The 12,348-nt window shown below is 56.2% G+C and carries 12 protein-coding genes; 7 read left to right on the top strand and 5 right to left on the bottom strand.

The genetic code is table 11. The annotated features are described in order from the left end of the window. Positions 1-186 precede the first annotated feature (186 nt). The 3 genes from cpdA to WEB54_RS09450 all read right to left on the bottom strand — a co-directional run bounded on the left by cpdA (position 187) and on the right by WEB54_RS09450 (position 2,245). The gene (gene cpdA, locus WEB54_RS09460) at positions 187-993 is read right to left on the bottom strand and encodes a 3',5'-cyclic-AMP phosphodiesterase (protein ID WP_368053379.1); all 807 of its coding nucleotides are present in this window, start codon (positions 991-993) and stop codon (positions 187-189) included. A 130-nt stretch (positions 994-1,123) separates the two neighbouring features. After that, positions 1,124-1,582 carry a DUF1249 domain-containing protein gene (locus tag WEB54_RS09455; protein WP_368053381.1) on the bottom strand — a complete coding sequence of 153 codons (459 nt, stop codon included), beginning with the start codon at positions 1,580-1,582 and terminating at the stop codon, positions 1,124-1,126. Between the two features lie 48 nt (positions 1,583-1,630). Next, a complete protein-coding gene (locus WEB54_RS09450; protein ID WP_368053383.1) occupies positions 1,631-2,245 on the bottom strand; it encodes an NUDIX domain-containing protein in 615 nt (204 codons plus the stop codon). 357 nt (positions 2,246-2,602) lie between these two features. Here WEB54_RS09450 and WEB54_RS09445 point away from each other — a divergent pair, with 357 nt between their 5' ends. From WEB54_RS09445 to ahpF, 5 genes are all read left to right on the top strand, one after another. Continuing rightward, positions 2,603-3,928 carry a TolC family outer membrane protein gene (locus tag WEB54_RS09445; RefSeq protein ID WP_368055253.1) on the top strand — a complete coding sequence of 442 codons (1,326 nt, stop codon included), beginning with the start codon at positions 2,603-2,605 and terminating at the stop codon, positions 3,926-3,928. 150 nt (positions 3,929-4,078) lie between these two features. Next, the gene (locus WEB54_RS09440; protein ID WP_368053387.1) at positions 4,079-4,744 is read left to right on the top strand and encodes a glutathione S-transferase; all 666 of its coding nucleotides are present in this window, start codon (positions 4,079-4,081) and stop codon (positions 4,742-4,744) included. Between the two features lie 42 nt (positions 4,745-4,786). Beyond that, complete coding sequence (locus WEB54_RS09435) at positions 4,787-5,011, top strand: PAS domain S-box protein (protein ID WP_368055251.1); 225 nt, start codon at positions 4,787-4,789, stop codon at positions 5,009-5,011. A 296-nt stretch (positions 5,012-5,307) separates the two neighbouring features. Further along, positions 5,308-5,874 (top strand): alkyl hydroperoxide reductase subunit C, encoded by a 567-nt coding sequence (ahpC, locus tag WEB54_RS09430; RefSeq protein WP_368054107.1) that lies wholly within the window; start codon positions 5,308-5,310, stop codon positions 5,872-5,874. 182 nt (positions 5,875-6,056) lie between these two features. Next, positions 6,057-7,646, top strand: a complete 1,590-nt coding sequence (ahpF, locus tag WEB54_RS09425; protein WP_368054105.1) for an alkyl hydroperoxide reductase subunit F — start codon at positions 6,057-6,059, stop codon at positions 7,644-7,646. Between the two features lie 189 nt (positions 7,647-7,835). Here the strand turns inward: ahpF and WEB54_RS09420 are convergent, their stop codons facing one another. After that, positions 7,836-8,795, bottom strand: a complete 960-nt coding sequence (locus WEB54_RS09420) for a hypothetical protein (protein ID WP_368054103.1) — start codon at positions 8,793-8,795, stop codon at positions 7,836-7,838. 259 nt (positions 8,796-9,054) lie between these two features. On the opposite strand from WEB54_RS09420, the gene WEB54_RS09415 reads away from it, so the two are divergent. Next, positions 9,055-9,750: an alpha/beta hydrolase gene (locus WEB54_RS09415; RefSeq protein WP_368054101.1), complete on the top strand. Its 696-nt coding sequence runs from the start codon at positions 9,055-9,057 to the stop codon at positions 9,748-9,750. A 186-nt stretch (positions 9,751-9,936) separates the two neighbouring features. After that, on the top strand, positions 9,937-10,626 hold the full coding sequence (locus WEB54_RS09410; protein WP_368055249.1) for a pirin family protein: 690 nt from the start codon (positions 9,937-9,939) through the stop codon (positions 10,624-10,626). A 179-nt stretch (positions 10,627-10,805) separates the two neighbouring features. On the opposite strand, the gene WEB54_RS09405 is transcribed toward WEB54_RS09410, so the two are convergent. Beyond that, a complete protein-coding gene (locus WEB54_RS09405; RefSeq protein WP_368054097.1) occupies positions 10,806-12,140 on the bottom strand; it encodes a hypothetical protein in 1,335 nt (444 codons plus the stop codon). Positions 12,141-12,348 lie beyond the last annotated feature (208 nt).

The raw sequence follows: 12,348 nt of genomic DNA, 5'->3' as shown, positions 1-12,348 counted from the left end.
GCCTCATAATGCTGTCGTGCGAACTGTCTTCTATGGGTCAGCCAGGAAGGGGCTGAATGGGAATTGGCTTAGTGTACTGTCTCACACCCAATGTCTCTACCAGGGTTATCAGTGGCTCAAGTTTCGGAGTTCGAATTCAGGATGTTGCCATGAATCTCTAGGGTGTAGTGCGCAGCCGTTATCCGGTCAGTACCCTTTGACGCTGTAGTCGATCTCGAAATCGATGCCTTCAATTCGCGTCAGGCCGGTGTCGATGTTGCCATCGGCGTGTAAATCGAGCCAGCGGTAACCGGGGCCTTCGGTGTCGATCGCGAAATTTTGACTTTTGGGTTTGAACTGAACACAGGTTGAGGGGGTCGAAATGTAGCGCAGGCCATCGTGTACTTCGTCACTGTGCTGGTGTACATGCCCCCAGAGCAGGGCGCGGACGTTGTTATGCCGACTCAGCACTGCCATCAGGTCAGCTTCATTGTTAATGCCGATTTTATCGATCCAATGGCTGTCCATGGATTTGGGGTGATGGTGAAAGGTTACCAGGGCGTGTTTGTCGCTGTGCTGGGTCAGGGTCCGGTCGAGCAGGGCCAGTTGATCGGCTGCCAGGTGGCCGTAGACCTTGCCGGGTACGGTGCTGTCGATCAATACAATGACCCAGTCGTCCGTAGTAAAGACGCTTCGCGCCATGGAGGGGCGTCCGATCAGTGCCAGGGCCTGGTCCATGTGGTCGCGGTCGTCGTGGTTGCCCGCTGTCCAGTAGACTGGTGCGCCAAGGCGATCCAGTCGCCCGATGAAGGTGGTGTAGGCGCCTACCGAGCCGTCCTGGGCTATGTCGCCGGTGGCGAGCACAACGTCGATCTCCGGCCGTTCTGCGACCACACGATCAAGCACCAAGTCGAGGCTATTCAGGGTGTTCATGCCCAGCAGTGTGCCTTCCTGGCTGGCATGAAGATGGCTGTCCGTGATTTGCACCACATGTAATATCTGCTGTTTCAACATCTCAATCCGCAGTCAACGGTTATAAATCCATTTTTACACAAAGCCTGCGCTAAATGTAACACGCCCTGTGCATTTCGCGACCTGGCTCTCTTTTTGAGCCCGCTTCCAGCGCAGTAGGGTGACTGTTCTCTTACCGTTCCGGTGACGCGGGCTGCCATTGTTCGGCGGTGGCACCATGCTGCATCAGATGAGCCAGCCATTCACCGAGGTACACATTGGCCTGGGCTTTTTCGTCAACCTGGTACATTTGCTCGTTCGGATAGGGATAAACCCCCGACATCTGCTTGCCCTTGGCCCAGGTGACGACTTCAGCCATGCGCGCATCGTGATACATGCGTAGCGTCAGCTGAACCTGATTCAGGGGCTCGGGTAGGGCCGGGTTTTCCTTGCTCAGCGTCAGGGTGGTGGTGAACTTGAAACGCTCTTGCACCTCGATCCGCACACGTACCGGTGCCTGCCCCTTGCAGTCCCATTGAAAGGCGTAGTGACTCTTGCTCATATCACCGAGCAGCCGCTCCAGGCGCAAAAAGTTGGCCTCGGACAGGGCGTTTTGCTCCGGCAGATCCGGGATGTAGCGTTTGTTGATCAAGGTGGCGATGGCCTCGGGTGTCTCAGGTGTTAGTTCAGAGTGTGGTGTTCAGGGTGTGGCAGACCAGTGGTCAGTCAGCCATTCCAGATTCAGTTGTACCCATTGCAGGGCGATCAGGCTGGCGGCGTTGTTGATGGTGCCGTCCCTGCACCAGGCGAAGGCCTGTTCCAGCGGTACGCGATGCACGCGTATGTCTTCGCCTTCTTCATCAAGGCCGTGTATGCCGCCAACGCCGCGACTGTCGACCTCGCCAACATAGAGGAAGACGCGTTCATTAGTGCCCCCCGGCGAGGGCAGGTATTGGGTGATGGGGTGCAGGCGCCCCAGTTCAACCCCGGCTTCCTCTACGGCCTCGCGGCGGGCAACCTGTTCGGGCACTTCGTCCTTGTCAATCAGCCCAGCCACCAGTTCCAACAGCCAGGGGTTGGCCAGACGCAGGGCGCCGACCCGGAATTGCTCAACCAGTACCACGTAGCTTTCAGCCAGATCCAACGGCAAAACGCAGACGGCATCGTGGCGGTCCATCAGTTCGCGTTGTATGGTCAGAGTCTGGCCCGCGAACGTCTGGTGGGTCAGAGTATAGCGGTCCATGCGGTAGAAGCCCTCGTAAAGGTGTTCAACCTGGTCAATAGTGTGTTGGAAATTCAGGGTGTCACGGCTCATTGGCATCCTTAAGGTCGGCATCGTTGTTCGGGCCCGTTGGAGATGGCCCCATAGGGTTCTGGACGACTTGGTAGCGCGACAGTATGGCACAGTCAGCATCGGCGTCGAGTTGAGAGGGTGGAAGCTGGGATGATGACTTTTGGGGCTTCTGGTTGAGGGCAAGCCGGGTCACACTGGTACAATAATCCGTAAAGCCCTATGGCGCCGACTGTAAAGCGTCTCCTCTGGCGGCATAATGGCGGTTTGATACTGGAGGATGGCTGTTCAATACACGCTTTGACACCAGAACAGTGCCCGTCAGCATCACTAGTGCAAACCCGGGTACACCGACATAGGTTTAACCATGAGACAGGAACAATGGCAGTGAATCGATTTATAGCAAGCATCACCCTGGCACTGGCATCCGTTGGCGCCTGGGCCGAGGTGTCGCTGATGGACGTCTATCAGCAAGCGCTGGATAACGACCCGGAACTGGCGATCCAGTCACTCAACCAGCGGGTTGCTACCGTGCAGGTGGATTCGGGTTTCAGTGAATTGTTGCCCAGTGTGAATGGGTCCCTGGGGTACGATGTTGGTAGCAGCTGTGCGGGTACCGACTACCAGTTCGGTCCAAACTTTGAGGATTGCAGTTCGGTCTCAGCGCGTGTATCGGCGTCCCAGAATCTGTTTGCCCTGGCCGCCATTGATGCCTATGAAGCCTTAAAATTGAACGCATCACGGGTTGACATTGAAACCGTCGCGGCCCAACAAGCGTTGATGGTCCGGGTTGCTGAAGCTTACATCAGTGTGTTGCGTGCCGAAGAGGGCCTTGATTCGGCCCAAACGCAATTGCTCGCGGTGGAACGCCAGACTGAGCAAACCGAGCAGCGCTATGAAGTGGGTTTGGTCACCGTGACCGATGTTTTGGACGCCCAGGCGACGCTCGATCAATCCCGCGTAGCCCTGATCAGCGCCAACAGCGAGTATGACATCGCCTTGCAGAACCTGTCGGTGTTGACTGGTGAAGTGCCGGATTCGGTGATGGCCATTGGTACCCGCTTGCCGATTAGTATGCCGGTAGAGAATGGTCAGGACCGCTGGATTAACTATGCCCTGGAAAATCATCCCAGCATTCTGGCTGCTCAAAAGGGGTTGGAATCTGGTGAGCGCGAACTGCAGGCCCGTCGCAATAACCGACTGCCAGTGCTTAGTGCCAATGCGTCGGTCAGTTACAGCGACAACACCAGCAATGGCATCGACTTTGACGAGCGGCTAGGCAGTTCAATCGGCCTGTCGCTGACGGTTCCGCTGTACACCGGGGGCGCGACTTCGGCGCAGATCGTTTCGACCGGCTTGCAGAACAACATCGCCGAGCAGCGGCTTGAACAGTTGAAGCGCAATACCCGTATTCAGGTCGGTACTTATTATCGCCAATTGCGCACTGCGGCACAGAATATCGATGCCCAGGCTCGTGTGGTTGAATCCCGCGAGAGCGCACTGCAAGCTACTGAAGTGGGCTACGAAGTGGGTACCCGGAACATTGTTGAAGTGTTGAACGCCCAGCAAGCCGTATTTGCGGCCCGCCAGGATTTCGCCAATGCCCGATATGACTATGTGATCAGCGGCCTGCTGCTGAAACAGTCAGCCGGTCAGTTGTCAGAAAGTGACCTGGAGCAAATCGAATCGTACCTGGTTACTTTTTAAGGCAGGGCTGGTCGGTTGGCTTTGCTGTCAGGCATTCGCGGCAGCCAGCGCTGGGCGGTAACCTAATCAAGCGTGAAAATGTGATTTAGCAAGCCAGTGCCAGCTGGCTTTTTTATTTTTTGGTTTGCATCAGTCAGGAGTCACTCAAGTATGTTGACGGTTCATCACCTGGAAAAATCCCGCTCTCACCGGGTGCTTTGGTTACTGGAAGAGTTGGGACTGGAGTACGAGTTAAAAACTTATCAGCGCAACCCCAGAACCATGCTAGCTCCGACTGAGTTAAAAGCCGTGCATCCGCTGGGAAAATCACCGGTAATTACATCGGATGGCATGACATTGGCAGAGTCCGGAGCCATTCTGGAATGGTTGGCGGAACAGCATGCAGAGAAAGGATTTTCAGTGCCAGCGACTGACCCCGCCCGAGCCGAATATTTGTACTGGTTGCATTATGCAGAAGGCACACTGATGCCCTTGCTAGTGATGACGCTGGTGTTTCGTCGGGTGCCCAAATCGCGCATGCCATTCTTTGCAAAACCGGTGGCAAAAAGCATTACTCGTAACGTAATTCGCAGCTTCATTCAGCCGCAGGTGGATACCCAGCTCCAGGTGTTGAATGATCATTTGCAGCAACATGACTGGCTGGTTGCCAACCGCTTTACCTGCGCCGACATTCAGCTCAGCTATCCGATTGAAGCGGCAGCAAGCCGTTATGGCCTCGGAGACGCTTACCCTGCTTTGGCAGCGTATCTTGAGCGCTTGCGTGCCCGGCCGGCCTATCAAGTCGCGATCGACAAGGGTGGTCCGGTCACCCTGTGACCCCGAAACCAGAGTGGTGACCCTGACATCAGTCTGATTAGATTGACCCTGGAGCAGAATCAAATTCACCGTATCCGTGAAGACAGTGATCGCCGGTTCCAGCAATTGGCGGAACAGGTTAATGAAGTGTTCCGGTTGACCGAAAAGGATGGCACCTTTTTGTACGTTAGCCCTGCGTTTGAGCGTATCTGGGGGCGTCGGCGGCCACCTTGCTTAGACTTTTCAGGCAAAATCGGGCTCAGTGTTAATACTCCTCTCGGCCCATGACGGGTCGCACCAGAGGAGAATTAACCATGAGTGCATTACGCCAACAGATGATCCGGGCCATGCAACAGCGTGGTTTTTCCCTCAAAACATGCCTGCCGGTGCCCCGCCCCGGGGTGAACCTTCCGTTCCTGCATCAAAATTAATCGATATTCTTGAAAGTATTGCCTGAAGCTATCAACGTGATTGTTACTGGGCTGTTTAATTGTCACCGAACTACTCATAGTATGGGTTCCGTAGTCGGCTTACCGCCGTATCGTTTCTAACCGTTACATTCATACACTGGGGAGTTCCTATCCATGGCACGTTATATTAATTCTGAGCTGACGCCTTTCACCGCTCAAGCCTTTCACAACGGCGAATTCGTTGAAGTCACCGAAGCGACCCTGAAGGGTAAGTGGGCGGTTCTGTTCTTCTATCCGGCCGATTTTACCTTTGTCTGCCCGACTGAACTGGGCGACCTGGCCGACAACTACGACGAGTTCCAGAAGCGCGGAGTAGAAGTGTATTCAGTGTCTACCGACACTCACTTCACCCACAAAGCCTGGCACGATTCGTCTGAAACCATCAACAAGATCCAGTACCCGATGATTGCAGACCCGACGGGCAAGCTGACGCGCAGCCTGAATGTCATGATCGAAGAAGACGGTATTGCTGATCGCGCTACCTTTGTGATTGACCCTGAAGGCGTTATCCGCGTGGTTGAAATCACCGACGGCGGCATCGGTCGCGACGCCAGTGAACTGCTGCGTAAGATCAAGGCGGCTCAGTACATCGCTGCGCACCCTGGCGAAGTCTGCCCGGCCAAGTGGAAAGAAGGCGAAGAAACGCTGGCTCCGTCACTGGACCTGGTTGGCAAGATCTAAGCCGAGCCCGATGACTGAATAACCAGATCGACCTTCACTGGTGGTCCATGCGAGACGTTCCGAACTCGCCGGCAAAACGAACAGTGAAAAAGTTTTGCTTATGGATCACAGGGGGCGGGTACGCCCCTTTTTATTAAGTACCTACCCCTCGTTTTACTCCCTCTTATTAACAGGACACACCGATGTTGGATGCCACTCTAAAACAGCAATTGGACACCTACCTGCAAAAGATTGTGACCCCAATCGAAGTCAGTGTGTCCACCGACGACTCGACCAAATCAAACGAACTGGACGCGCTGGCTACTGAGATCATTGAGCTCTCTGGCAACATCAGTCGCGGCCAGCATCAGGGCCAGCGGACACCGAGTATGGCGATTGCTCCGGTGGGTGAAACACCCCGGGTGAGCTTTGCCGGTATTCCGATGGGCCACGAATTCACCTCACTGGTTTTGGCGCTGCTGCAGGCCGGTGGCCACCCCTCCAAAGCTGACACTGAGGTACTGGATCAGGTGCGCGCCCTGACCGGCGCGTTCCATTTCGAGACCTACATTTCGCTTTCGTGCCAGAACTGTCCGGATGTGGTTCAAGCGCTGAACCTGATGGCAACACTGAACCCGAACATCACCCACGAGATGATCGATGGCGCCCTGTTTCAGGACGAAGTCGACGAACGCCAGATCATGGCGGTACCGTCGGTCTATCTGAATGGCGAGCATTTCGGCCAGGGCCGGATGACGCTGACCGACATCGTCGCCAAGCTCGACACCGGTGCCGCTGAACGCCAGGCCGAAGCGCTGAATGGGCGTGAGCCATACGAGGTTCTGATTGTAGGCGGTGGACCGGCAGGCGCTGCCGCAGCGATCTATGCCGCTCGCAAAGGCATTCGTACCGGTCTGGTTGCTGAAAAATTCGGTGGCCAGGTGATGGACACCGTCGGCATCGAAAACTTCATATCGGTACCTTACACCGAAGGCCCGAAGCTGACCGCCGGTCTGGAACAGCACGTCAAAGAATACGGTGTGGATCTGATCACTGGTCAGCGCGCCGCCGAACTGAAACGCGATGGTCAGTTGCAACTGGCGCTGGAAAGCGGCGCGAGGCTGTCGAGCCGTTCGGTCATTCTGGCCCCGGGTGCACGCTGGCGTGAACTGGGCGTGCCCGGCGAAGCAGAGTACCGTAACAAGGGCGTAGCCTATTGCCCGCATTGCGACGGCCCCTTCTATAAGGGCAAGCATGTCGCAGTAATCGGCGGCGGCAACTCTGGTATTGAGGCGGCGATTGATCTGGCTGGTATTGTCAGTCACGTCACCGTGCTGGAATTCGCCGACACACTGCGCGCCGATGACGTATTACAGCGTAAGGCGCGGTCGATGAACAACATCGACATCATCACCAATGCCCAGACAACCGAAGTACTTGGCAATGGCAAAACAGTGACGTCGTTGCAGTACAAAGATCGAGTCAGCGGTGAAATGCACTCGGTTGAACTGGCCGGTGTGTTCGTTCAGATCGGACTGGTACCTAATACCGAGTGGCTCAAGGGCAGTGAACTGGCATTAACCCGCTTTGGTGAAATTGAAATCAATGCGCGGGGTGAGACCTCAATGTCGGGCGTCTTCGCCGCTGGCGACGCAACCACGGTGCCGTACAAGCAGATCGTTATCTCTATGGGCGCCGGTGCCACTGCTGCCCTGAGCGCCTTCGATCATCTGATTCGGTCCGATGTGCCTTCACCGGTTGAAGACAAGGCTAAGGTGGCGGAACCAGCTTAATAGCCAAGCTTCGGAGTTTGGGTTGCCTTGGTGCCAGAAATCCGTGTCAGGCACCGGGTGCACCTATATGGGGTCGGCGTGAACCCATCCATGGGGCCTAGACTGAAGCATCCATGCTTCAGACTACCCCAGAAAGGTACACCCGGCGCCTGACACTCAGTTTATTGCAAACGCCAAAATTAAAAGCATTTAAGTCTGCGATTCGGATGAAATGATGGGCTGGGTCATCAGTTCGTCCCGAATCATTTCGTCGATTAGCCCTTCACGAATGGCCTTGAATGATAACCGCATGGTGTCGATGTCGAAGGCGTGAAAAACCCGGTGCAATATGATGTAGCCAGCCGCGAAAACGGCCACTCGCCTTGGGTTCAGTTCGAGTAACTGTGACAATTGCTGTTGGCTGTCGGCCTGCGTTAGTACCGGGTGCAAACGGTCGAGCTGTGCCCGGCTAATGCTGCCGTCTTTGGTTAGGCCCAGATTGCTCAGTGCCCAGCTTACCGCCTTGATGCTGCCCGAAGAACCCATTACATCGGTCCAGTCGTGGCCGTCAAAGCGGGGTTTGATCGCCGTAATCTGCTCGTCGACATATGCCTCACACTCAGCCAGGTGCTTGAGGTCGAGCCGATCGTGATCCAGAAAGCGGGAGGTCAGGGTTACACAACCCAGCTCAAGGCTGGCGACCACTTCGGGTTTGCGACCCTGGCCAACGATGAGTTCTGTGCTTCCACCGCCAATATCGAGTACAAAGCGCCGATCCTGATCAGGTTGCCCCTGGGAAACACCCCGGTAAATATAATGGGCTTCGTCTTCGCCACTGAGAATCCGGATGGGTTGACCGAGCGTTGATTCTGCCCGTTTTATAAACTGCGGGTCGCCACTGAGCTGCCGAAAGGCGCTGGTGCCAACGGCTGTCACCTGAACATCGGGCAGATTCTTAAGGGTATTGCTGAATTGGGCCAGGCAGCGCAAAGCACGGGTTTTGGTATCGCGATTGAGTCGGCCGGTGCTGATATCGACACCCGCCGCGAGACGCACCAGCTGGCGTTTGCAATCCACCGATTGCAGCGAGTGCCCATCCGATTTCATGATCACCAGATGGAAGCTGTTCGAGCCGAGGTCTACCGCGGCATAGAGTGCAGGTGTGTTCATGGGGCAACTGAGGTTCTTATTATTACGGAAATATAGCCGGAATCGCGTCAGATTGACACTCTGGCAATGAAAAGATAAGAAACCCACCGGATCACAGGAGACCGCCATTATTCTCTTTCAGAGTGGCTGCGCCGGGCTGGTAGCATGCCACTGAACCGACTGGTAACCGCCAGTGGGAGCCAGGTTTGTCTGCGCTTCTGCGCCCAGAGACTCAAGGCGGTATACTGATCGAAAATGTGTATAAACGAGGCGTACTTGCATGGCATTGACATCTGAACAGACATCCCAACTGTTACCAGCGCTGGAAGTGGAAACTGGCGATCAACCCGATGCAACGGTCATCTGGTTGCACGGCCTGGGAGCAGACGGCCACGATTTTGAACCCATTGTCCCGGAACTGCAGTTGCCAGCGTCGATGTCGGTTCGGTTTATCTTCCCGCACGCGCCGCAGATTCCGGTCACGATCAACGGCGGCTTCGTAATGCCTGCCTGGTACGACATTCTGGAAATGTCGATCGACCGGAAAGTGGATACGCCGCAACTGGAGGCGTCAGCCTCGGCCATCGATGTCTTTATCGAACGCGAACGCAGCCGGGGTATCGACAGTCGTCGCATCATAGTGGCTGGCTTCTCCCAGGGCGGGGCGGTGGCTTATGAATGCGCCTTGCGACATGCGGAGCCACTCGGGGGCCTGATGGCGCTCTCAACTTACTTCGCCACGCAAAAAACCGTCAAACGTTCAGTGGCCAATCAGTCACTGCCCATTCTGGTGTGTCACGGGGTGATGGATCCGGTCGTGCCGGAGGTGTTGGGACGCCAGGCCGTTGCGGCGCTGACCGAGAACGGCTATGTGCCGGAATACCAGACCTACCCAATGGAACACAGTGTGAACCAGGCCGAGATCAGCGAGATCTCAGCCTGGTTGCAAAAGGTTCTGAACGCTACTGCAGTTTAAAATACGACACTGAATGCAACAGGTCTTTGCTCAACTGATTCAACGATTCGGTTGAGCCGACCGAGACCTGGGCCTGGCAAGGCGTCAAACAGCTGTTCAGTTTTTTTGAGCAGTCACTGCAGAAACCCTCGCTATGCGCATGGTCAACCCCGGTTTAGCCTATGCCAAACAGTGAGGAGAATCCCCATGGCTTACGTTAGACCTGCAACCGAACGGGGTCGTGCCCAGTTTGGCTGGCTCGACAGTCACCACTCATTTTCGTTTGGCAATTATTACGACCCGAATCACATGGGCGTCTCGGTGTTGCGCGTCATCAATGACGACCGGGTTGATCCGGGGGCGGGCTTTGGTGCCCACGGTCACCGTGATATGGAAATACTGTCCTACGTACTGGAAGGCGAGATCGAACACCGCGACAGCATGGGCAATATCAAACGGATTCCGGCCGGTGATTTTCAGATTATGAGCGCGGGCACCGGCGTTATGCACAGCGAATACAATGCCTCCGATACGCAGCCACTGCACTTTCTGCAGATCTGGCTGCTGCCCAATGCCAAGCAGGTAACGCCCCGTTATGAACAGCGAGCCTTTGCCCGCCGCCCAGGTGGCACGGCGATTTTGCATCCCGAAGAACCCGGTGCAATGCAGGTGCATTCGGATGCCCGTTTGTGGCGTTACCTGGGCAGTAGCGATCGCAGCAACGCTGAGTGGACTCTGGTGCCTCAGGGGCAACAGCTGTATGTGCACAACGTCAGCGGGCAGATTGAGGTGGCGGGCCATATCCTGAACCCGGGAGATGGTATTGCCCTCGATGACCGGTCGATAACGCTGACCGGTGATGCAAGCGCAGAAGCGCTGGTGTTTGATTTACCCTGACACGACGCCTACTTCCAGCAGAGTGAGGCGCCATAAACCGCCGGGTCGGCACACAGCATCTGATTGTTGCCCTGGCCGGCGATGTCGCCCTCATTCGAGTAGTTGCCATCGGTGTTGTCGCCGAATTGACCAGCCTGGGCATTGGCGTCGTTGCTGGTGGCGAAGGCCGGAGACTCTCCCTAATGCTCGCTGAATTCGGTCCAGCCGAGGTACCAGGGGCTCGCGGTGGCCGGATCAACGGCGCCGGCGTAGGTTGCAGTTTGGTCCCAGAAGGGGTCATTGTCTGGCCAGTCCGTCGAATGGCCAGTTGCCTGGCGTGGTCTGAAATCTGGCGCTACAACGTTGCTGGCCTGTGCGCTCAATACCCCAGGGGTGGTCTGACTGATGGTGCTGAAATAGTCCGGCTCGGCGAAACCCGCATCGTTATCCTGCTCGCCATTTTCCGGTAGCCAGCGCGCGCCGCCAGCATTGTTGCCATCAATGACCAGATGACTGAAACCCAGAGACTGCTGGCGGATCAGGCCTTCAGTGAGTGGGTCGCGCAGATCAACCGGGTTGTTACCGTAGCCTGATATCAGGATGCGACTGAACTGTCCAGCGGTCCCGCTGCGCAGCACCATGGCGGTATGCCTGGGGTCGGTGCCGACCAGGGTGATGTTGCTGAGCTGGGGCGCAGAACGTGGCCGTGCATGGTCGCGTTCGGGAGAGTTGTCGCCTTCGAAGCCGCGTTCACCTGCACCCGGGTGTTGCTGGGCAATCAGGAACTGCACTTTGCCATTCCAGCCAATATCCCAGTCGAGACTGTCATCGCGGGCGCCGGTGATCAGCAGATGGCTTACGTTAGCCGAACCGCCAAAAAATTCGATGCCATCATCGAGTGCCTTGTGAATTTGCAAGTAGTCGAGAGTGGTTTGCGGGCCACAACCGGCGACGGTCAGGCCATTCAGCTCGTTATCGACAAAGGCTTCATAGCCCGCATACTCGATGCGCACGTAACGCAAGGAACCGCAGCTGCCGTTACTGACCTGGCCCCCAAAGTGGCCGCGAATGTCGCGCCCGTCTACGCCTTCTACGCGGGCAAAGGCTTCATTGGTTTTATCATCGCCGAGTAACACTACGCCACCCCAGTCACCACGATCACGCTGGCCGACCGGTTGCGCGCTGGTAAAGACAATGGGCGCTGTCCGCGTGCCTTCGGCGATCAGTTGGCTGCCCCGGGCTACCACCAGTGATGACCCCGGCCGACCTTTGACCAGGGAGCCGGGTTCAATGCGCAACACCGCATCGTTGTGAACAAAAATGTCGGTGTCCAGGCGGTAGGTGCGGTCGGCGCGCCATTGGGTATCGGTATCGATGTCGGTCGCAACGATGACCGTACCGGTCAGGGTTTCCAGCAAGCGCTCCCACTGGCCATAAAGTACCGCGGTTACCAGCGTTACAGCCAGAAGCGTCCACAGAAGTCCCACCAAGTTGCTCTTGGTGGCAGGTAAGGCAGGTGATGCAAGTAGGGTCATGGTGTGCTCCCGAGCAACCGATAAAGGAAAAGGGCGCAGGATAATGGGCTAATGTGACGTTTTCGTGACTTGGGCCAATAGACTAACTGTTTTTTTTTAACGTATTTTGAAAACCAGTAGCCGGTTGGGGTGCGCGCCGGTTTCCCCGGGGTCAGTGCACAGGCTTGTCAACAGGAGGTGTGGGTAACCGTTGCGGACCAGAGCCCCA

This window comes from Saccharospirillum sp., assembly GCF_040881935.1.
Lineage (GTDB): Bacteria > Pseudomonadota > Gammaproteobacteria > Pseudomonadales > Natronospirillaceae > Saccharospirillum.
This window is presented reverse-complemented; position numbering and strand designations above follow the sequence as displayed.

What these genes read in the sequence shown, in the direction of transcription:
- cpdA (WP_368053379.1), bottom strand. Translation starts at nt 993, where the DNA reads ATGTTGAAACAGCAGATATTACATGTGGTGCAAATCACGGACAGCCAT.
- WEB54_RS09450 (WP_368053383.1), bottom strand. Translation starts at nt 2,245, where the DNA reads ATGAGCCGTGACACCCTGAATTTCCAACACACTATTGACCAGGTTGAA.
- WEB54_RS09445 (WP_368055253.1), top strand. Translation starts at nt 2,603, where the DNA reads ATGGCAGTGAATCGATTTATAGCAAGCATCACCCTGGCACTGGCATCC.
- WEB54_RS09440 (WP_368053387.1), top strand. Translation starts at nt 4,079, where the DNA reads ATGTTGACGGTTCATCACCTGGAAAAATCCCGCTCTCACCGGGTGCTT.
- ahpC (WP_368054107.1), top strand. Translation starts at nt 5,308, where the DNA reads ATGGCACGTTATATTAATTCTGAGCTGACGCCTTTCACCGCTCAAGCC.
- ahpF (WP_368054105.1), top strand. Translation starts at nt 6,057, where the DNA reads ATGTTGGATGCCACTCTAAAACAGCAATTGGACACCTACCTGCAAAAG.
- WEB54_RS09420 (WP_368054103.1), bottom strand. Translation starts at nt 8,795, where the DNA reads ATGAACACACCTGCACTCTATGCCGCGGTAGACCTCGGCTCGAACAGC.
- WEB54_RS09415 (WP_368054101.1), top strand. Translation starts at nt 9,055, where the DNA reads ATGGCATTGACATCTGAACAGACATCCCAACTGTTACCAGCGCTGGAA.
- WEB54_RS09410 (WP_368055249.1), top strand. Translation starts at nt 9,937, where the DNA reads ATGGCTTACGTTAGACCTGCAACCGAACGGGGTCGTGCCCAGTTTGGC.
- WEB54_RS09405 (WP_368054097.1), bottom strand. Translation starts at nt 12,140, where the DNA reads ATGACCCTACTTGCATCACCTGCCTTACCTGCCACCAAGAGCAACTTG.